Annotated in this window: 17 protein-coding genes, 3 tRNA genes and 1 pseudogene; 9 read left to right on the top strand and 12 right to left on the bottom strand. The window is 65.2% G+C overall.

Features of this window, described 5'->3' with window-relative positions:
* Positions 1–186 precede the first annotated feature (186 nt).
* The 8 genes and pseudogenes from EWU68_RS00100 to EWU68_RS00070 all read left to right on the top strand — a co-directional run bounded on the left by EWU68_RS00100 (position 187) and on the right by EWU68_RS00070 (position 8,508).
* Entirely contained in the window at positions 187–873 is a 687-nt protein-coding gene (locus EWU68_RS00100) for a winged helix family transcriptional regulator (protein ID WP_129313856.1), read from the top strand.
* 152 nt (positions 874–1,025) lie between these two features.
* Positions 1,026–2,072 (top strand): annotated as a pseudogene (gene mshD, locus EWU68_RS13185) (mycothiol synthase); the annotation flags it as partial.
* 6 nt (positions 2,073–2,078) lie between these two features.
* On the top strand, positions 2,079–4,370 hold the full coding sequence (locus EWU68_RS13180) for an RNA degradosome polyphosphate kinase (protein ID WP_420852868.1): 2,292 nt from the start codon (positions 2,079–2,081) through the stop codon (positions 4,368–4,370).
* 64 nt (positions 4,371–4,434) lie between these two features.
* Positions 4,435–5,379: an NUDIX hydrolase gene (locus EWU68_RS00090; protein ID WP_129313854.1), complete on the top strand. Its 945-nt coding sequence runs from the start codon at positions 4,435–4,437 to the stop codon at positions 5,377–5,379.
* Positions 5,369–6,199, top strand: coding sequence for a thymidylate synthase (locus tag EWU68_RS00085; RefSeq protein ID WP_129313853.1), 831 nt, complete (start codon positions 5,369–5,371; stop codon positions 6,197–6,199). Before EWU68_RS00090 ends, EWU68_RS00085 begins: the two co-directional genes overlap by 11 nt.
* On the top strand, positions 6,196–6,816 hold the full coding sequence (locus tag EWU68_RS00080) for a dihydrofolate reductase (RefSeq protein WP_129313852.1): 621 nt from the start codon (positions 6,196–6,198) through the stop codon (positions 6,814–6,816). The genes EWU68_RS00085 and EWU68_RS00080 overlap by 4 nt, the downstream gene beginning before the upstream one ends.
* 90 nt (positions 6,817–6,906) lie before the next feature.
* Positions 6,907–8,046, top strand: coding sequence for an aspartate-semialdehyde dehydrogenase (gene asd / locus EWU68_RS00075; RefSeq protein WP_129313851.1), 1,140 nt, complete (start codon positions 6,907–6,909; stop codon positions 8,044–8,046).
* A 9-nt stretch (positions 8,047–8,055) separates the two neighbouring features.
* Positions 8,056–8,508 (top strand): GntR family transcriptional regulator, encoded by a 453-nt coding sequence (locus EWU68_RS00070; protein ID WP_238692220.1) that lies wholly within the window; start codon positions 8,056–8,058, stop codon positions 8,506–8,508.
* A gap of 60 nt (positions 8,509–8,568) precedes the next feature.
* Here EWU68_RS00070 and EWU68_RS00065 read toward each other — a convergent pair whose 3' ends face one another.
* The 9 genes from EWU68_RS00065 to EWU68_RS00025 all read right to left on the bottom strand — a co-directional run bounded on the left by EWU68_RS00065 (position 8,569) and on the right by EWU68_RS00025 (position 17,120).
* A complete protein-coding gene (locus EWU68_RS00065; RefSeq protein WP_238692219.1) occupies positions 8,569–9,078 on the bottom strand; it encodes a PGPGW domain-containing protein in 510 nt (169 codons plus the stop codon).
* 224 nt (positions 9,079–9,302) lie between these two features.
* Positions 9,303–10,391, bottom strand: a complete 1,089-nt coding sequence (locus EWU68_RS00060; protein ID WP_129313849.1) for a UDP-N-acetylmuramate dehydrogenase — start codon at positions 10,389–10,391, stop codon at positions 9,303–9,305.
* 60 nt (positions 10,392–10,451) lie between these two features.
* Positions 10,452–11,879, bottom strand: a complete 1,428-nt coding sequence (locus tag EWU68_RS00055; RefSeq protein WP_238692218.1) for an MFS transporter — start codon at positions 11,877–11,879, stop codon at positions 10,452–10,454.
* A 138-nt stretch (positions 11,880–12,017) separates the two neighbouring features.
* Positions 12,018–12,479, bottom strand: coding sequence for a MaoC family dehydratase (locus tag EWU68_RS00050; RefSeq protein ID WP_129313848.1), 462 nt, complete (start codon positions 12,477–12,479; stop codon positions 12,018–12,020).
* A 1-nt stretch (position 12,480) separates the two neighbouring features.
* On the bottom strand, positions 12,481–12,939 hold the full coding sequence (locus EWU68_RS00045; RefSeq protein ID WP_129313847.1) for an FAS1-like dehydratase domain-containing protein: 459 nt from the start codon (positions 12,937–12,939) through the stop codon (positions 12,481–12,483).
* A 214-nt stretch (positions 12,940–13,153) separates the two neighbouring features.
* Positions 13,154–13,230 (bottom strand) — tRNA-Met (locus EWU68_RS00040).
* Between the two features lie 54 nt (positions 13,231–13,284).
* Positions 13,285–13,356, bottom strand: a tRNA-Thr gene (locus tag EWU68_RS00035).
* A gap of 73 nt (positions 13,357–13,429) precedes the next feature.
* Positions 13,430–15,385: a DEAD/DEAH box helicase gene (locus EWU68_RS00030; protein ID WP_129313846.1), complete on the bottom strand. Its 1,956-nt coding sequence runs from the start codon at positions 15,383–15,385 to the stop codon at positions 13,430–13,432.
* 211 nt (positions 15,386–15,596) lie between these two features.
* Positions 15,597–17,120, bottom strand: coding sequence for a DUF2079 domain-containing protein (locus tag EWU68_RS00025; protein ID WP_162421317.1), 1,524 nt, complete (start codon positions 17,118–17,120; stop codon positions 15,597–15,599).
* 128 nt (positions 17,121–17,248) lie between these two features.
* Between EWU68_RS00025 and EWU68_RS00020 the strand changes: the two genes are divergently transcribed.
* Positions 17,249–18,250, top strand: a complete 1,002-nt coding sequence (locus tag EWU68_RS00020; protein ID WP_129313844.1) for a DNA-3-methyladenine glycosylase family protein — start codon at positions 17,249–17,251, stop codon at positions 18,248–18,250.
* Between the two features lie 39 nt (positions 18,251–18,289).
* On the opposite strand, the gene trxA is transcribed toward EWU68_RS00020, so the two are convergent.
* From trxA to EWU68_RS00005, 3 genes are all read right to left on the bottom strand, one after another.
* Positions 18,290–18,700, bottom strand: a complete 411-nt coding sequence (gene trxA, locus EWU68_RS00015; protein WP_129313843.1) for a thioredoxin — start codon at positions 18,698–18,700, stop codon at positions 18,290–18,292.
* A gap of 224 nt (positions 18,701–18,924) precedes the next feature.
* Positions 18,925–19,006: transfer RNA gene (locus EWU68_RS00010), tRNA-Tyr, on the bottom strand.
* 161 nt (positions 19,007–19,167) lie between these two features.
* Positions 19,168–19,509, bottom strand: coding sequence for a hypothetical protein (locus EWU68_RS00005; RefSeq protein ID WP_129313842.1), 342 nt, complete (start codon positions 19,507–19,509; stop codon positions 19,168–19,170).
* Positions 19,510–19,654: the final 145 nt, after the last annotated feature.

The following is a 19,654-nucleotide window of genomic DNA, read 5'->3' as shown; positions in this document are numbered from 1 at the left end:
GGTGGGACGCGGCAACGACATGTAGCATGCCGCCCGCTCGGCAATCTGGCCTTATACTGGCGATCACATGGCAACGGAGCCTCCCCGTGTCCCGGCCCGTTTCGCACGAACGGCACCGGGAACGATCAGAAAGCTCCCGGATCCGCGCGTCCGGAACGAGTGAAACCTCCGGAAGGGACGACGCCAATGGTCAAGATGCTCATGCTCAGCGACGGCGCGAGCTCGCCCGCCGACGTCGTTCCCGCCCTGGCCCTGTTGCCGCACGAGGCGGAGGTCCGCCCTCTGGCCGCCTCGCCCGCAGAAATCGCCTCCCGCTCCCCGGAACTGCTTCTCGTCGACGGCACCGGGGCCCTGGTGAACGCCCGGAATACCGTCCAAATGCTCGGCGGAAGCGACCTGGAGACTCCCACGGTCATGGTCCTTGCCGAAGGAGGCCTGGCCGCCGTCTCACCCCACTGGCTGGTGGACGACATCCTGCTGGACTCGGCGGGTCCGGCCGAGGTCGAGGCACGCATCAGGCTCGCGGCGGCGGGTCCCCAGGGGCCGGCCGCTCAGGAAGACGTCATCAGGTGCGGGGACGTCATCGTGGACGAAGCCACCTACTCCGCACGCGCCGGTCAGCACACGCTCAACCTCACCTACAAAGAGTTCGAGCTCCTCAAGTTCATGGTGCAGAATCCTCGCCGCGTGTTCACCCGGGCGCAGCTGCTCTCCGAGGTCTGGGGATACGACTATTACGGGGGAACGAGAACCGTGGACGTCCATATCCGTCGGCTGCGCGCGAAATTGGGCCCTGACCACGACCAGCTGATCACGACGGTGCGCAACGTGGGATACAGCTTCACCGAGGCACGGCCGACGCCGCAGGAGTGACCGTCTGCGGAATCAGCCGATGCCAGTCAGAAAATGTTCGTCCACATTTCTCCCTGGGCAGCACGCTTCGCGGGGCCGGCCCTGGTGCCGGCTTGTAGAGTGGAGAAAGACACGGCGGTGCCACGGCACCGCCTACCAGCAGGCTAACCGGAATGGGCAGGTACGCGGTGACTTCAGCGCTCGGAAATGCGGCTTCTCGATACTCCTTGGACAGCACACGTCCGGACTCGAACCTGGTCGGTCAGATCGAGAATCTGGCCCAGCGCGCACATTCGGCCGACGGCGCCCAGCCCTTGTCCGAGCAAACCTTGGTCCAACTCAGGCGGGCGGCCGAGCAGAGCGACGGCGCATCCGCAGCACCCCTGGTCATCACGGCGTTCGAGGGCGAGGCCCTCGTTGCCGCGGCAATCGCGACCCCACCCGAGGACGCGGAGTCCACCGGAACCGTCGAGGGCATGGTGGACCCGAAGCACCGGGGCTCCGGTTTGGGGCGTGCCGTCGCCGAGATGCTTCTGGGCGATAGCGGCCTGGGAGAACAGGTCAACGACTACCGGGTGTGGGTTCACGGTTCGGGCGTGGCCGGTCGCTCGCGGGAGTATTCGGCCCCGTTGGCCGCGATGTCTCTGGCCGACAGCTTCGGCTATGTCCCGGTGCGCGAACTGTGGAAAATGCGGTTGGACCTCACCGCCAAGGCCCGCCAGAGCATCCGGGAACTCGCCGAGAAACACGCCCCCGAACCGCCCGTCCACGTCCGGACCTTCCAGGACTCGGACGCCGAGGCCTGGGTGGATCTCAATTCCCGGGCCTTCGCCGACCACCCGGAGCAGGGTCAGTTGGGCATCGAGGACCTCCGCGCCCGGCAGAACGACTCCTGGTTCAGGCCGGAAGGCTTCTTCCTGGCCGAGACGGAACAGGACTCCAGCGGCAATCCGGCGCTGCTCGGTTTCCACTGGACCAAGATCGAGGACACCGACCAGGGCTCCCGGGAGGGGGAAGTCTACGCCGTCGGCGTCTCACCGGACGCACAGGGAACCGGGCTGGGTCGGGCTCTGACCGTCATCGGCATGGACTACTTGGCCCGCTTCGGTGAGGACGACTCCGCCGAGGAACCCCTGGACGCGATCGTCCTCTACGTGGATGCGGACAACACGGCCGCGGTCGGGCTGTACGAGTCCCTCGGATTCCGTCCGTGGGACGTGGACAAGATGTACGCGCCGTCGTCCGCGGTGACCGATGAGGACACGGTCCATGCCGACCCCGAGGCGGTCACGGAGACCGGGCAGAACAATCTGACCCACCCCGGCCAGGCCACAAACATCGCCAAGATCGAGCGCGCCGAAACTCGCGGAGATCGCATCGACGCTCCGGAGCAGTTCTCGACACCGCTGCTCCAGGGGGACTTCGGCCCGGAACGGTTTGCGGACCGCGAGTCCTCGTGGCTGGATTTCAACACCCGAGTCCTCGAACTGGCCGAGGACCCGTCCTTGTACCTGCTCGAGCGCCTGAATTTCCTGTCGATCGTGGCATCCAACCTCGATGAGTTCTTCATGGTGCGAGTCGCCGGGCTCAAACGCAGGATTGCCACGGGCATCGCAGTCCCGTCGGCCTCCGGCCTGACCCCGGACGAGCAAATGGAGCTGATCAGCGAATCGGCTCACCGCCTGCAACAGCACCATGCCGAAGTCTTCCACAACCAGGTCCTGCCGGAACTGGAGAAAGCCGGATTGCACGTGGTCGGCTGGGACGATCTCGAAGCCCAGGCGCAGGAAAGGCTTTCGGGCCAGTTCCGGGAACGGGTCTTCCCGATCCTGACCCCGCTGGCCGTGGACCCGGCCCACCCCTTCCCGTACATCTCCGGTCTGTCCCTGAACCTCGCGGTCATCGTCCGCAACCCCCAGACCGGCAAGGAATTGTTCGCCCGCATCAAGGTCCCGGACCAGCTGGACCGGATGATTTCGGTCGATGGTTCCCGCCATGCGAATTCCCCGTCTCGGTCGGCACGGTTCATTCCCCTGGAAGCCATCATCGCCGAGCATCTGGACGAGCTCTTCCCGGGCATGGAGGTCGTGGAGCACCACGTCTTCCGCGTGACGCGCAATGAGGACCTCGAGGTCGAAGAGGACGACGCCGAGAACCTCCTGCAGGCTCTGGAGAAGGAGTTGTTGCGGCGTCGTTTCGGACCGCCCGTGCGACTCGAGGTCGAGGACACCATCAATCCGGCCATCCTCGACCTCCTGGTCTCCGAATTGAGGGTCGACGACGCCGAGGTCTACCGTCTGCCCGCGCCCTTGGATCTGCGCGGCATGACCGGCATCGTCAAGGTCAATCGGCCGTCATTGCATTATCCCAAGCACATCGCGCACACGAGCCGTTTCCTCAACGCCGCCGAGACCGCGAAGGCGGCCGACGTGTTCTCCGCGACGCGGGAGCACGACGTGCTCCTGCAGCATCCTTACGATTCCTTCGCGACAAGTGTCCAGGCCTTTCTGGAACAGGCGGCGTCGGATCCCCAGGTCATGGCCATCAAGCAGACGTTGTATCGGACGTCGGGAGACTCCCCCATCGTCGATGCGCTCATCGAGGCCGCGGAGGCCGGCAAGCAGGTTCTGGCCGTCGTCGAAATCAAGGCTCGGTTCGACGAACAAGCGAATATCTCGTGGGCCCGCAAACTTGAGGAAGCCGGGGTGCACGTCGTCTACGGGATCGTGGGGCTCAAGACCCACTGCAAGTTGTCCCTGGTTGTGCGCAAGGAATCGGACGGCCTGCGCCGCTACTGCCACATCGGCACCGGCAACTACCACCCGTCGACGGCCCGCTTCTACGAGGATTTGGGCCTGCTGACCTGCGACCCCCAGGTCGCAGAGGACGTCTCGCGCCTGTTCAACCAGCTCTCGGGGTACGCGCCCAAGACGGCCTACAAGTCGCTGCTGGTCGCGCCGAGGTCGTTGCGCTCCGGGCTGATCGACCGCATCAACCGCGAGATCTCGCACAAGCGCGCCGGTCTGAACGCCAGGATCCAGATCAAGTGCAATTCGATGGTGGACGAAGCCATCATCGATTCCTTGTACAGGGCCTCGCAGGCCGGCGTGGAGGTCAACATCGTGGTCCGAGGCATTTGCGCGCTCCGACCCGGCGTTCCTGGGCTTTCGGAGAACATCCGTGTCAGGTCGGTCCTGGGCCGGTTCCTCGAGCACTCGCGGGTCTTCACTTTCGAGAACGGAGGCAAACCGGTCGCCTACATTGGGTCGGCCGACATGATGCACCGTAACCTGGATCGACGGGTCGAGGCCCTGGTGCGGATCAAGGACCCGGTGCATATCCGGTACCTTCTGGACATGATCGGGATGTACATGTCGGAGAAGACGGCCAACTGGCACCTGGAATCGGACGGAACCTGGACACGATTCTCGCGCGCGGCGGACGGGACTCCCCTGCGTGACGTCCAGTCCAGGTTGTTGGAATCGCGCTCCCAACGAGGCATGTACCCGGGTCAGTGACCGGGGTCGTCGACCGATCTCGCCCACGCATCATCACAGCACTTCACCGAAGGATTCACACTCGATGTCAGACGATTCCAAGAACTCCCCGGCGGTGGTCGCCGCGGGCGCCATATGCTGGCGCGAGTCGAGCGCGGGCCTCGAAGTCCTTGTCATCCACCGCCCCAAGTACGACGACTGGTCGTGGCCCAAGGGCAAGCAGGACGACGGCGAGTCCATCGCCGAGACGGCCGTGCGCGAGGTTCGTGAGGAAGTCGGCCTCAAGATTCTTCTCGGGCCGCCCCTGGCCAGGACGAAGTACAAGGTCTCCCGAGGAAAGAAGGAAGTCCACTACTGGGCCTCCGAGATCTCCCCGGGGACCACGGCGAAAGAGGACGCCGGTGAGGTCGACCGGCTCGAGTGGGTCCGCCCCGACGTCGCCAGGGAACGGCTGACGAATTCCTCGGACCGTTTGCCCCTCGACTGTCTTCTTGAGCTGCACGAGGCCGGCGACCTGAGGACGCGACAGATCATCGTGGTCCGGCACGCCAAGGCCAAGCCGCGTTCCACGTGGTCACGAGCCGAAAGCGACCGCCCTCTGGCCGCGACCGGCAAACGCCAGGCACACGCCGTCTGGAGGTTGCTCGACGCCTGGAAGCCCGGCAAGATCGTCTCCAGTCCCTGGCTACGATGCATGCAGACCGTCGCGGGCTACGCGAAGGCCAACGGTCTCGGCATCAAGGAAAAGAACCGACTGACCGAAGCCGAGCACAAGCGCAAGCCGGCCAAGGCCGCGAAATTGATGGAATCGCTCTTCGAGTCGAACCACTCGACGGTCTTGTGCACGCACCGGCCGGTGCTGCCCACCATCCTCAAGGTCATCGGCCATCATTTGCCGAAGGACCTGCGTAAATCTCTACCGACCAAGGACCCGTACCTGACACCGGGACAGATGCTGGTGCTGAACATCAGCCTCAAGCACCGTGACCGTGTCGTATCCCTGGAGAAGATTGATCCCTTTGACGACTAGCCCGCAGCTCGTACCGACTCCGTACGAAGACCTTCTGAGAGACATCCTGGACCACGGCAATCACCGAGGAGACAGGACCGGAACCGGCACGACGTCGGTCTTCGGCCGCCAGATTCGCTACGATCTCTCGACGGCCTTCCCTCTCCTGACCACCAAGACGGTCCGTTTCAAAGCAGTGGCCGTGGAGTTGCTGTGGTTCCTCCGGGGCTCGACCAATATCCGCTGGCTTCAGGACCGCAACGTGCACATCTGGGACGAGTGGGCCGACGAGAACGGGGACCTCGGTCCGGTCTACGGCGCTCAGTGGCGGTCGTGGCCGGCCCCGAACGGGGAATCCATCGACCAGATCGGCAAGGTCATCGAGTCCTTGCGCACGAACCCGTACTCCCGCCGCCACGTGGTCAGCGCCTGGAATCCTGCCGAAGTGGATGAGATGGCCCTTCCCCCGTGCCACGCGCTGTTCCAGTTCTACGTCGAGCCCGTGGAGAGTGGACCGGACCGGCTGTCCTGCCAGCTGTACCAGCGCTCGGCCGACATGTTCCTCGGCGTCCCGTTCAACATCGCCTCCTACGCACTTCTGACCCACTTGGTCGCCGACCAGGTCGGCATGGTTCCGGGGGACTTCGTGTGGACCGGCGGCGACTGCCACATCTACGACAACCACCGGGAACAAGTGGAATTACAACTTTCCCGGCAGCCGCGGCCGTATCCCACTCTCGAAGTGGGCCATCGCAGCTCGATCGACCTCTACGAACTCGACGACCTCTCCGTCCACGGTTACGATCCCCACCCGCCGATCAAGGCTCCCATCGCGGTATGACATCAGTCCCCGCCGGCACGGAGCCCCCACGTCTTTCCGCCATCTGGGCACAGGCCCGCGGCGGCGTCATCGGCCTCGGCGGCGCCATGCCGTGGTCCGTTCCCGCCGACCTCGCCTTCTTCAAGAGCACGACGTCGGGTTGTCCCGTCATCATGGGCCGCAGTACCTGGGAGTCCTTTCCCGAACGATTCCGCCCGCTGCCGGGCAGGACCAACATCGTCCTGACAGGCTCGATCCCGACGGCGGCCGACACGGTCGACGGACACGCTCATCATGACGGCGCCATCTGGACCGACTCGATCGCCAAGGCCCTCTCCGTGGCCAATGAAGCGCCGAGAAGCGGAAACGACCTGTGGATCATCGGCGGTTCGCGGGTCTACGAGCAGGCTCTGGGGCTCGCCGACCTTCCGGGCGTGATCGACGGCCGACTGACCCGGGCCGTGGTCACGGAACTCGACGTCACAGTTCCCGGGGACCGGTGCGCCCCCGAACTCGATTCCGAATGGGCCATGACCGAGCTCGGCTCCGGAGTCGAGGAAAGGGGCCGCCTCGCCGATGCCGACGGCGTCCTTCATCCGGCGCACATCGCCTACAGATTCCTCGAATTCACCAGGTAACGAGACAGGCCCGACCGGGCGTGACGATGCAGATTGACATGTGTCACGACCGGAGGCCCAAGTCCTCGGTCTGTCGGTACACTGAGCATCATGGCATTTCGGTCCGGAGATTCTGTAGGTTTTGTCGGTTGGCGCGGCATGGTGGGTTCCGTGCTCATGAAGCGCATGGAGGAAGAAAAGGACTTCCAGCAAATCGACCCGGTGTTCTTTTCGACGTCGAACGCGGGCGGCGCTGCCCCGAGCTTCTCGGGCGTCTCGGACACGGGTACGCTCAAGGACGCCTACGACATCGATGAGCTGGCCAAGCTCCCGATCATCGTGACCACGCAGGGTGGCGACTACACGAAATCGGTCCATCCTCGCTTGCGCGAACGAGGCTGGGACGGGCTGTGGATCGATGCCGCGTCGACGCTGCGCATGAACGATGACTCCGTCATCGTTCTCGACCCCGTGAACCGCGACGTCATCGATCAGGGTCTCGATCGCGGCATCAAGGACTTCGTCGGGGGAAACTGCACGGTCTCCTGTCTTCTCATGGGCCTGGGTGGGCTCTTCCGGGAAGGTCTCGTGGATTGGACCACGGCCATGACCTATCAGGCCGCATCCGGTGGCGGGGCCCGGCACATGCGCGAAGTCCTCAAGGGATTCCGCGACATCTCGGCGTCCGTGGCCGCGGAACTCGACGACCCGGCCTCCGCGATCCTCGATATCGATCGCAAGGCCCTGGACATCCAGCGCTCGGGCGGCATGGACACGGAACAGTTCGGCGTGCCCCTGGCCGGTTCTCTCATCCCCTGGATCGATGCCGACCTGGGCAATGGGCAGTCCCGCGAAGAGTGGAAGGCCGACGCCGAAACCAACAAGATCCTGGGGCTGTCCGACGAGGACAGGGTCATCATGGACGGCTTGTGCGTCCGCATCGCCGCCATGCGGTCCCATTCACAGGCGCTGACCATCAAGCTGACCGACGATCTGCCGGTCGAAGAGATCGAAAACATCATCGACCGGGACAATGAATGGTCGCGGGTCATCCCCAACACCAAGGAAGCGACGATGGACGCCCTGACTCCGGTCGCGGCGTCCGGGACGCTCTCCATCCCGGTCGGACGCATCCGCAAGCTTGCCATGGGGCCGGAGTACATCTCGGCCTTCACCGTCGGTGACCAGCTGTTGTGGGGCGCGGCCGAACCCGTCCGCCGCATGCTCGCCATCGCTACCGGGACCCTCTAGGAGACCACCGTGAAGGATCAGGAACCCAGGGCCGGTCAGGAAGCGCCCAGGACCATCGATTGGACCGACGACGGCGCGGCTCGCGAGTTCTTCTCCGTGCGCCTCGATTCCGGGGTACCACCGTATGCCCAACTTCGACGCCGCGTGGTCGAGGCCCGGCACACGGGAGAGCTGGAGTCGGGCACACGCTTGCCTCCGGTGCGGAAACTTGCGGCGTCGCTCCATCTGGCCAACAACACGGTGGCCAAGGCGTACAAGGAGCTGGAGGCGGCGGGGGTCGTTGAGACGAAGGGACGCGCCGGGAGCTTCGTCCGGGCGGGTTCCAGTGTGGAAGACAAGGCTCTGAGACTGACCCACAAGTTCCTCGCGGAACTGAAGAACATCGGCCTCAATCAGAACGAGGCCGAGGCCCTGGTTCGTCGCGTCATCGACGAGGAGACACCGCTGAGCTCCGAGCAGTGAGCTCTCGGTCCTGACCGCAAGCCGGGTGACTGGGGCCCACCCGGACCTGCTTTGTTCCCCCTAGACCCTCGGCATACGGCCGATGCGGCGGGCTCGACCCGCGGATCGAGGCATGACCAGACGGGGAGACGCCAGCGGGCGGTGCGGAGCGCAATTGTGGCTGCGCCGGAACTGGGCCTCCAGGAGTTCTCTGCTCTGTTTCTTCGCGATGCGGTCCCGAGACCGTTGTTCCTGGGCTCGTGCACGACGCACCGAGCGTTCCGCGCGCCACGCCGAGAAACGATGCCAGACGCCCACCACTTTGGACTTCGCCCATTGGTTGAAACGGTGCACAATCGGGTACTCGGTGGCGAGAATGCCCAGACCCAGGAAGATCGCCAACCACCCCGGCCCCGGCGTCACGAGCATGACGACGCCGGCGAGAACGATCACGCCTCCGAGGAAGGACACCAACACCTTGTGCACCAGGCGAAGCACCGGATGGCGTCCGGTGAAGGCACGAAACCGTGTCAGCGCATGGTGCAAACGGCCTTCGCGTTGGCCTTGTTCGATTTCCTTTTCGATTCCCACGGGCACCCCCTGCTCCTGAGTGGAATCCGATGTGCGGGACCCTGGACCACTCCTTGAGGGAGGAACGATCCGCGGGACCTGTACTTCTACGACCAGCATACTGGCTTCCGTCCCAGAATCCGTCGATCTGTGACCAAACCCCGGGCTCAAACCCCAGCTTGACCGATCCACCTGTGATTTCCCCGAGTCTCGGCGAACAGTTGACCAGGAAAGGTCGCAGGCTACTAGATTTCCGCACCCACGATCACGGGTTCGGCCTCGAGCCGGACGCCGAAGGTCTCGGCCACACCGTCCCTGACAGCCCGGGCGATGGCAAGCACGTCCTCCGCGGTTGCCGCTCCCCTGTTGCTGATGGCAAGCGTGTGTTTGGTCGAGAGGGACGCACGCCCGCCGGCGATGCGGGCGGACTCTCCTTCCAGACCGAAACCCTTGTCGAAACCCGCGTGCTGAATGAGCCACGCGGCCGAGAGCTTGGTCTTGGATTCGTCGACCCTGCCCGCGGGATCCAGGACGGGGTAGCGTGGGGCGTCGTCGGGCACGGGAAGCTGCGTGTCCGCCGGAATGATCGGATTCGTGAAGAAAGAACCGGTGCTGAAGGTGTCGCGGTCCGCGGGGTCCAGAACCATGCCCTTGCCGGCACGCAATTCCAGGACCGTTTCACGAACCGTGGGTGCCGGGGCGCGGTCCCCGACCTCGACGCCCAGGCGGCGCGCGAGCTCGGCGTATCGAATCGGCTGGGAGTTCTGGGCTCTCTCGAGCACGAACTCGACAGCGAGAACCACGTACCGGGGTGAGCCGTCATGGATCTCGCGCTTGAGCATGGACGTGCGGTAAGCGAAGGCGAGGTCGTCCCCGGTGAATCGGCAACGAGTTCCGGTGCGGCGGTCGTAGACGTGGGCCGCCCCGAAGTGCTGGGAGATCTCGGTCCCGTACGCACCGACGTTCTGTACCGGCGTCGCGCCCGTGATCCCCGGAATTCCCGACAGTGTCTCCAGACCGCTGAGTCCCTGGTCGAGGCTGCTGCGGACCAGATCGTCCCATGGTTCGCCCGCGGCGGCCCAGAGCCTGACCCGGCCGTTGTCCTCCGAGAGAACGTCGAATCCGCGGGAGGCGACGTGCACGACCGTGCCGTCGAAACCGCGGTCCGCAATGACGAGATTGGATCCGCCACCCAGCACCAGCAACGGTTTGCCGCTCGCATCCGCTTCCCGGACGGCGTCGATGATGCTCTCTTCATCATCGGCACGCACATAGGATCCGGCGGGTCCGCCCACACCGAGGGTCGTCAATTCACTCAAAAGGGTTTCAGTCACGTGGTCCAGTCTAACCAGCGCTCGACCCGCAACGGACCAGCGGTGACGTGAGGAAGAACGTCAGGACTCGTCCCCGTTCTTGTCCCCGTGCCGCTTTCTGGCGCGCAGGGCATCGTCCATGGACATGGGCCTCTCGGTGGTGTCCTCGTCTGCCAGGTCCTCGCCCTCGTTGACCCATCGCGCGGGCTCGTCCTTGGGCTCGGGACGGTTGCGCCGGTCGGGCGACGTGAGCTGAGGGACGAGGCACAGGGACACGACCACGAGCACAAGCACCACGGCGAGGCCGTTCCGGACCCCCAGGGCCTCCCCCAGAACGCCGAGCAGGGGCGGCCCACCGAGGAACGCGCCGTAGCCCACGGTCGAGACCACCGAGACCCTCGCGGAGGCCCGGAAGGGATCGTCAGCGGCTGCGGACATACCGACCGGGAATCCGAGGGCCGCGCCGGTACCCCACACGAAGATCGCGACCATTCCGAGCCCGATCCATGGTGAGACGACGAAGGTCCCGAGGCCGATCACGGCAAGGATGCACGCCACCCGCATGACGGCGACGCGCCCGTACATGTTGAGCAACCCGGTGCCCAGGAGCCGACCCGTGGTCATGGCCGCCACGAACAGCCCGTACCCCACGGCGCCGACGGAGGCGCTCGCGCCGTACCCATCGGTGAGGGCGAGGGCCACCCAGTCGTTGGCGGAACCTTCCGCCAGGGCCATTCCGAGCACGAAAATGCCCAGGAGGACTGTCCTCTTCTCGGACCAGGCATGACGGATCGTGAAGGTGCCCTGTCCCTCGTCCGAGGAGACGATGGCCATGAGACCCGTGGTGCCGGGGTGGATGTCCTCGCCCTCGTGCCTGGTGTTGCGCAGGGAAAGGACGACCAGGATGATCGCCACGATGTAGACGCTCAGCATGTGCCAGAACACCGAGACTCCCACCGCTGTCATCGCGGTTCCGACGATCGATCCGATGACCGTGCCGATCGAGAAGCACCCGTGCATCAGGGGCATACGCTGCTTCTTCAGGGCACGCTCAACGGCCGCGCCCTGCACGTTCGCACCGACCGAATAGGTGGCCTGGCCGAGGCCGAAGAGCCCCAGGCCGATTCCGGCCACGAGGACCGAGTGCAGGAAGGAGACCCCGACCGCGAGGCCGAGGCCGCCGACCATCATCAGGGCGAAGGTGAGCCACAGAGTCTTCTGCGCACCGAGCTTCATCACGACCATGCCGGAGGCGGAAACGGACAAGAAGGCACCGACCGTCTGGGTCAGCAGCAGGAGACCCAGGGGCCCGGCGGACAGGTTCAGCTCCTGGGCGATCGCGGGCACTCGAACGAGCCAGGCGGAGATGGAGAGCCCGCTGACCAGGTAGATACCCAGGACGGAATAGAACCAGGACTTGGTGGTGATCTGGTGCGATGAGATAGGCGAGCTTCTTTCCCTCTGGTGTGCCTGCGAGTGGATGCTTCCGGACCATGGCCGGTCAGACAACGAACGTGCCGTCCCCGACGGGCGAAAATGGCCGTTCGGCCACTCCGCGATGTGGGGCCGGCACGTCGATGTGTCGGTACTCAATTCCAGACGAGCCCAGGGAGGCCAGTCAAGATGTCCCGGCCATCTGCTCGGGTCCTACAGGCGAACGAGCGCCTGGGCCTTGACCAGGACTTTCTGCTCCTTGCCGTCTTCGTCGGGGGCCGAGACCGTGAGATCCACGCGCGCGGTTCCCTTCTCCTCGTCGACCGCACCGATTTTTCCTTCGACGGTGATGGTGGTTCCACCGGATGCCGGGCTCGCATCCGCCTGCGCGTCCGGAACCGGCACGGGCTTGGTGAATCGGGTCTGGTAGTCCAGGATCCGCCCGGGATCCCCCACCCAGTCCGTCACGAGCTGGACGGCCGTACCCATGGTGAACATGCCGTGGGCGATGACTCCCGGCAGTCCGACGGCCCGCGCGAAACGCTCGTTCCAGTGGATCGGGTTGAAGTCGCCGCTGGCTCCCGCGTAGGCAACCAGATCGGCCCGGCTGACCTGGATTTCCCGGCGGCCGACGGACTGGCCTTTTTCGACTGATGCTGCATTCGGTGTCTGCATACTATTCCTCGCCTCGTACCAGCAGGGACGAAAGGGCCGTGGTCACGGGGTTTCCTTCCTGGTCCACGATCTCTTCTCGAGTGGTGACCATCGCCCCACCACCCATCGTTCGCACGGAATCGACGTGCACTGTTGCCGAGAGCTCGTCACCGGCCACAATGGGCCGATGGTGCGTAAAACGCTGGTCGGCGTGAACCACGCGCGAAAAATCGATCCCGGCCGTCGGATCCTGAATGAGCTCGGCGTCGGCGGCCTGGCTCACGATGATGGCGAAGGTCGGTGGAGCGACCACGTCGGCGTAGCCCAGTTCGCGGGCCGCGGCGACATCGTGGTGTGCCGCGGACTGGGCCTTGACGGCTCGGGCGAATTCGCGGATCTTTTCGCGGGACACCGAGTAGACCGGGGCGTTGGAGTAGACGCGCCCCTGGAGGTCCTCGGCGATGCCCTTCGTGTCGGACATGCTGCTCCTCATGTTGTGTCGTTCATGGCGTGATGCACCACGTGTGCGCCGAACCCGCATGTGGTCTGGCCACGGTGCATGAGTCTTCCGCCAACACTTTACCGCCCGGCCCATTGCCCGTCCTCGGGGCTGCCGTGCTTCGTCGCGGACCGCCCGAACACAGAAGAACCCCGTCCCTGCGCGGCTGGGCGCCTCGCGGAACGGGGTTCGTTGTTGGTAGCGGTGGACGGGCTCGATCCGTCGACCTCACGATTATGAGTCGTGCGCTCTAACCAGCTGAGCTACACCGCCAGGCATGAAAGCGCCCACGCCGAGCATGAGCTCGACGCAGGCCCTCAACATGAGAGCCCCGACCGGGAATCGATCCCGGGACCTCCATCTTACCAAGATGGCGCTCTACCACTGAGCTATCGGGGCAACGACATAAAACTATACAGACGAGCGGATAGTCCGACAAATCCGTACAGGGTGCCGTTACTCACAAGGAAGTCTAGAACTTCCGGAAGCCGCCTTTGCGCGCACCACGGTCCCCGCGGTAGCCGCCACGGTCGTCGCGACCGCCGCGGTCCCCACGGTTGCCGCCGCGTCCGCCACGGTACCCGCCCGAACGATGTCCGCCGCGCTGACCGCCACCACGGTTGCCGCCACGGTCGGGCTGGATGTCCAGCGGATTGCCGTTGATGCGGATATCGCTCAGATCGCCGAGGTTCAGGTCCTTCGGGAGGTCGACCAGGGAGAAACCGCCCCGGATATCGATGTTCCCGACCTGCGACCCGTCGAGGCCGCCTTCGTTCGTGAGGGCACCGACGATGGATCCCGGGGACACGCGCTGTTCGTGACCGACCTGAATCTTGTACGTGGTCAAGCCTTCGTCGCTGCGCTTCCGACCGGACTTCTCGGGACGACCCCCGCGGTCCTCGCGCCCGCGCGGGGCCGCCTTGGTCGGCAGCTCCTCGACGAGGAAGGAACGGCCGTTCTGGGCGATGACGGCGATCGCGGCCGCGATGTCCTGCGCAGGAACATCGTGTTCGCTCTCGTACTTCTCGACCAGGTCCTTGAAGACCGTCAGATCCTCCGACTCGATCGTGTCGGTGATCTGCTGGGCGAAGCGCTGGAGACGAGTGGCGTTCACGTCGTCCGCGCTCGGCATGTGCATGAGCTCGACCTTCTGGCGCGTGGCCTTCTCGATCTGGCGCAACAGGTACTTCTCGCGCGGCGTCATGAACAGAATGGCCTCGCCCTCACGGCCGGCGCGGCCCGTACGGCCGATCCGGTGGACGTAGGACTCGGTGTCGTGCGGGATGTCGAAGTTGACCACGAGGCTGATGCGCTCGACGTCGAGGCCTCGGGCGGCGACGTCGGTCGCCACGAGGATGTCCACACGACCGTCGCGGAGAGACTGAACGGTGCGCTCACGGAGGTTCTGGGGAATGTCACCGTTGATGGCCGCGGCCTGGAAGCCCCGAGCGCGAAGCTTCTCGGCGACTTCCTCCGTCTCCTTCTTGGTCCGCACGAAGGCGATGACGCCGTCGTACTCCTCGACCTCGAGGACGCGAGTCATGGCGTCCAGCTTGTGGGAGTGCATGACCTGCATGTAGCGCTGGCGGATGTTGGCCGCCGTCGTCGTCTTGGACTCGACGCGAACCTCGACCGGATCGTGAAGGTACTGTTCCGCGAGCTTGCGGATCGACTTGGGCATGGTTGCCGAGAACAGGGCGACCTGCTTTTCCTCGGGCGTCTTGGCCAGGATCTGCTCGACATCTTCGGCAAAGCCCATCCGAAGCATCTCGTCGGCCTCGTCGAGAACGAGGTGCTTGATGTTGGACAGGTCCAGCGAGCCGCGCTTGAGGTGGTCGATCACGCGGCCCGGAGTGCCGACGACGACCTGCGCGCCCCGACGGAGCCCGGCCAGCTGCGGACCGTAGGGCGAACCGCCGTAGACCGGCAGGACGGTGAAGTCGGGCATTTCGCTCGCGTAGGACGAGAAGGCCTCGCCCACCTGGAGGGCGAGTTCGCGCGTCGGGGCCAGGACGAGCACCTGGGTGTCGCGGTTGGTCCCGTTGACGTCGGAAAGCTCGGCGAGATGGGACAGGGCCGGCACAGCGAAGGCAGCGGTCTTCCCGGTACCGGTCTGCGCGAGGCCGACGACGTCGCGCCCTTCGAGCAGCAACGGGATGGTCTCGGCCTGGATCGGTGAGGGCTTCTCGTATCCGACTTTCTCGAGAGCCCCCAGAACGCGGCCGTCGAGGCCGAGATCGGTGAAGCGAACGGTGTTGTCCTCGGGCTCGGCGACGTCGGTCGCGGCGGCGGAAGCGTTTTCGGGCAGGGTCTGGTTGGGTTGAGTCACCAATTGGTCCTTATGGAGTTGGGGTTTCACGCACCGTCCCTCATGGGCGGCGGCCGGTTCTGTCCCCTTGAATCTGCCCGCAAACACTTCCTGAGGCATTCAGGAAATGGTGTTTCTTCTCTGGGCGCACCTCTGTCGATCTCAAGGATCGGTTGTCTCGGGTGGGCACGGCGGCGAGCTAATACACGTCATGCAACGGCCGGGTCCCTCAAAAGGTTCGGGACTGACTCGGCACAAAACGGGGAATCCCGGTAGTATTCGCCAGCTTACCGCATCCACGGGGATTTTCCGCTCCATGGTGACGCATCGCTCACCTCCTCCGCTCCAGGACGACGACGCCGTGATCGTCCTGGAGCGCAGCGTAACGACCGCCGTACATCGACGCCGCGGTCGCCTCGAGTTCTTCCGTGCCAGCCCCATTCCACGTTCCGGTCGTGCGGTCGAGCACGAGGTAGTCGGGGGCCGGGTCCGACCGGTGCCCGATCCACCGGACGTCATGGTCAGGAACCAGGTAGGTCAGCACCGAGAGGTCGCTCGCGACGCTCGCGCCCTGGGGAATCCTGCGGAGGGCCTCTTGTTTGGCCGCAATGCTGCCCGGTGACCGCGACTGGTCGGGCGAAAGCAGCGGACTCGCGGTCGACCCCGCGACCAGGACAACCGCGATCCCGGCCGCAAGCACGGGGCCCGCCGCCGTCATGCGCTCCACAGCCCTCGCGACACTTGTCGCCCGGATCGGTCGAACGCGCAGCGCGGCGTCGAACACCGCCGCGAAGACCACCGGCATCAGCACGAGGTTGTAGTGCCAGGTCGGTTCCCAGTACCCGGGGTTGTCGGACAGAAATCGCCACACCAGGGTCGGGACGCCGACCCACACCACCGGGGACCTGAGGAATACCAGGGCACCGGTCACCGCCAGCAGGAGCAGCGTCTGCGATTTGGCCCAGGGGAAGAACATCAGCCCCAGGGCCTGCAACGGGTCGGCGAGCGCACCCCACACGTCCACCGATCCGCCGTAGTCGAAGTGTCCGCGGGGATTCAGGGCCGGAAGGATCAGGAAAACGGCGGTCGCGCTCCAAGAAAGTCCCCAGACGATGAGCCCGATGCCCTGGACAACGAGCGGCGAGCCGATGGCCCTGCGGTACGTCATCCGGCCCGACCGTATCCCCAGACCGCCGTCGCGGATATAACGGGCGACGACCAGGACCCCCACCATGGCGGCGGTAACGCCCAGGTCTTCCTTGACGAAGACCAGCGGTGCCGCCCACAAGAGTGCGGCACGCAACCGTCCGGTCGCGACCGAGCACAGGGCCAGGGCCATGAGCGGCACAGCAAAGGCGACCTCGTGGAATTGCACCCGGATCGCTTCCAGGACCCCGAAGCTCGCGGCGAATCCCAGAGCCAGGCACGCACCGCGCACAACACCGAGGTACCGGGTCCCGTACCACGCGAAGACGCCGACGGCGAGTGCCAGCAAGAGGTCCTGGACGACCATCAGGGTCAGCCCGGAAGGCAAGAGAGCGTAGAGCGGTGCCAGCAGCACCAGGATGGGATGGAAATGGTCGCCCAGGAGATTGAAGCCGTACCCCTTGATATTGACCACGGGCGGGGCGAGGCCGGCGTACTGCTTGAGGGCTTGGGTGAAGATCGCCAGGTCCCACGACGGCGTCTCCATCAGCCCCCATTGCACGAGCGAGATCGCCGTGTAGACGGCCGCCGCCGCAAGGCCGAGCACGCACGCGACCGCTCGTGGAATTCGGCGCGAGAGATGCGACCGCACTGGAGAGGTGGGGGTGATCTGCCCGTGGGTGGTTCGTGTCGCTGAGGTATCGCTCATGTGGGTGGCCTGCGGATTGTCGTCGGGGCGTGGTTGCGGCGACATCGGGATATGTCGGTTCGTCGAGCAAGGCATGGCTCGGGCGAAGAACTGCCCGGTCCCTGTCTGCTCGTGCGATGATGGAGCGCATGTCCACCGTATACTGCGCCGAACGCCGGCTGACTTTCGAGGCACCGGTGGACCTGGCACGCAGTGTGTCGGTTCTTCGTCGCGGTTCCCACGATCCGACGATTTCCGTGCAGACTTCGCCTCACCGGACCCGAGTCTTTCTGACCGCGCGCGTGCCGGAACACGAAGGGCACGGGATCGCTGCGGTTCTCGATCAGTCGGCCACGTCCGGCCTCCTGGCGGGGGCTCCGATCGACGTCGTGGCCTGGGGCCAGGATCGGGACGAAGTCGACGTCTTCTTGGCGTCGGCAGGCCGTCTCGTCGGTCTCGAGGACGACTGGTCCGTTTTCGCCTCCTCCCCCGAGTTCGGCCTGCTCCCGCACCATGCCAGGGCGGCCTACCGATTGCACCCCGGGCTGCGTCTGTGCTCGACGGGCTGGATTTTCAAACAGACGGTCACTGCGATCTTCGAGCAACGGGTCACCGGCAGCGAGGCCATCGGTGCCTGGCAGCGGATGGTGCGACGGATCGGCTCCGATCCGGCGCCTGCCCCTCACGGCGTACCGCACCCACCGGAAGGCATGGTCGCGTTCCCGACGCCGCAGGAGTGGCTGTCCGTCCCGTCCTGGGAGTGGCGCCGTGCGGGCGTGGACGCGCATCGAGTACGCGCGGTTCGTTCCCTCGCCGAACGGGCCCCGTCGCTGCTGCGGTTCGCTGAGTCCGCCGGGCCGGGCGACGTCGCCCGCCAACTCTCCGCCGTTCCGGGGATCGGAGCGTGGACCATCGCCGAAGCAATGCAGAGGTCGCACGGGTTGCCCGACGCGATCAGTGTGGGCGACTACCACCTGGCCCACGGGGTCTGTTACGCCCTGGAGGGACGTCGAGGCGACGACACGCGCATGCTCGAATTGCTCAGACCCTGGGCAGGAAATCGGCAGCGTGTGGTCCGTCTGCTGGGTCTGTCCACCGTTAAAGAACCCCGGCGAGGACCAAGGGTCGCCCCTCGGTCGCTCGCCGGGTGATGAAAAGTCTGTGACCCGGGGCCTACCGCCCCGGAAGGATCAGGCCTGGCCGGGGTCGGCCTCCTGCTGGCCCTGCTGTTCGGCGGCTTCCTTCTCGGCCTCGGCCATCTGGCGGCGCACGTCGTCCATGTCGAGGCCCTGAACGGCCTCAATCACTTGTTCCAGCTGCGACCCGTTCAGGGCGCCGGGCTGGGCGAAGACGAGCGTCTGCTCGCGGAAGGCCATCAGAGTAGGGATCGAGGTGATTCCCGCAGCGGCAGCAAGCTGCTGCTGGTCCTCGGTGTCCACCTTTCCGAAGACGACGTCCTCGTACTTTTCCGATGCGGATTCGAAGACCGGAGCGAACTGCTTGCACGGCCCGCACCATTCGGCCCAGAAATCCACCAGGACGATGTCGTTGTTCGAAATCGTGTCGTTGAGGTTGTCTTGCGTCAATTCAATAGTCGGCATGGCCCCGACACTACATTTCGAGATTCCAGCAGCCCAGGACGTTCACCCACGGCTCACCCGCCGGGACTTTTCTGCAGGTGCAGGATCGGGCCGCCGCATTCCTGGGTACGATTCGCAACGCGAACCAGTGATCAGGTGCCGGGTCCGGGACGGTTGTCCGGCCGACGACGTCTTAAAACGAACAAGCCGCGAACTCTTCGGAGAGTTCGCGGCTTGTGCTGCGGTGGCAGATGAGGGATTCGAACCCCCGTAGGCAGTGCCAGCTGATTTACAGTCAGCCCCCTTTGGCCGCTCGGGTAATCTGCCGAGTGTTCCACCGAACCGTTTCGGCCCGGAAGGATCCATGCCCCCGGCAACGGGAGCGGGTTCAACAGTACCCAAAGACTCGCGGGATGCACAAACCGAGGGCGGGCCCGGATCTCCATTGTGATCAAAGGCACCCGCTGCGTCGCAGGGGCGAAGCGGGGCTAGGAGTTGGGATTCGAGCCCTGTTCCTCCAGGAGCCGGCCCTCCATGCGATCGAGGAATTTCTCAAGCTGCTCCTGCGTGATTTCACCGCGAGACAGAGACGCTTCCAAGTCTTCACGGACTCCGTCCAGGCGCCGGACAAGGTCCGGCTCGACGAGCCTGCCACGTGGCGTCGCCATCAAGGACTGGGGCTCGCTGGATGACCAGGCCCGGCGGCTGTGCGAGATCACGACCGACCGTTCCGAGACGACGCGGTGCGTGGCCGCATCGGCGGCGAGCCGTTTTCTCGCACCGGCCAACGAGCCGCGAGGACTCCCATTGAATCTCGATGAGGTGTTCATGATTCAAGTGTGGGATGCGGACCTGTGAGGACCACAGGAATCGGGTGACGATTCGATAACGATTCGTGCCACGTTGTCTCACAGTGCGGCAGAACCGAGACCCACCCGCGGCGTCACCCACCGAGGCGGCAGTCGCGGGACCTCC

The organism is Rothia koreensis, assembly GCF_004136575.1.
GTDB lineage: Bacteria > Actinomycetota > Actinomycetes > Actinomycetales > Micrococcaceae > Rothia > Rothia koreensis.
This window is presented reverse-complemented; position numbering and strand designations above follow the sequence as displayed.

What these genes read in the sequence shown, in the direction of transcription:
- EWU68_RS00100 (WP_129313856.1), top strand. Translation starts at nt 187, where the DNA reads ATGGTCAAGATGCTCATGCTCAGCGACGGCGCGAGCTCGCCCGCCGAC.
- EWU68_RS13180 (WP_420852868.1), top strand. Translation starts at nt 2,079, where the DNA reads ATGTACGCGCCGTCGTCCGCGGTGACCGATGAGGACACGGTCCATGCC.
- EWU68_RS00090 (WP_129313854.1), top strand. Translation starts at nt 4,435, where the DNA reads ATGTCAGACGATTCCAAGAACTCCCCGGCGGTGGTCGCCGCGGGCGCC.
- EWU68_RS00080 (WP_129313852.1), top strand. Translation starts at nt 6,196, where the DNA reads ATGACATCAGTCCCCGCCGGCACGGAGCCCCCACGTCTTTCCGCCATC.
- asd (WP_129313851.1), top strand. Translation starts at nt 6,907, where the DNA reads ATGGCATTTCGGTCCGGAGATTCTGTAGGTTTTGTCGGTTGGCGCGGC.
- EWU68_RS00050 (WP_129313848.1), bottom strand. Translation starts at nt 12,479, where the DNA reads ATGCAGACACCGAATGCAGCATCAGTCGAAAAAGGCCAGTCCGTCGGC.
- EWU68_RS00045 (WP_129313847.1), bottom strand. Translation starts at nt 12,939, where the DNA reads ATGTCCGACACGAAGGGCATCGCCGAGGACCTCCAGGGGCGCGTCTAC.
- EWU68_RS00030 (WP_129313846.1), bottom strand. Translation starts at nt 15,385, where the DNA reads ATGCCTCAGGAAGTGTTTGCGGGCAGATTCAAGGGGACAGAACCGGCC.
- EWU68_RS00025 (WP_162421317.1), bottom strand. Translation starts at nt 17,120, where the DNA reads ATGAGCGATACCTCAGCGACACGAACCACCCACGGGCAGATCACCCCC.
- EWU68_RS00020 (WP_129313844.1), top strand. Translation starts at nt 17,249, where the DNA reads ATGTCCACCGTATACTGCGCCGAACGCCGGCTGACTTTCGAGGCACCG.
- trxA (WP_129313843.1), bottom strand. Translation starts at nt 18,700, where the DNA reads ATGCCGACTATTGAATTGACGCAAGACAACCTCAACGACACGATTTCG.
- EWU68_RS00005 (WP_129313842.1), bottom strand. Translation starts at nt 19,509, where the DNA reads ATGAACACCTCATCGAGATTCAATGGGAGTCCTCGCGGCTCGTTGGCC.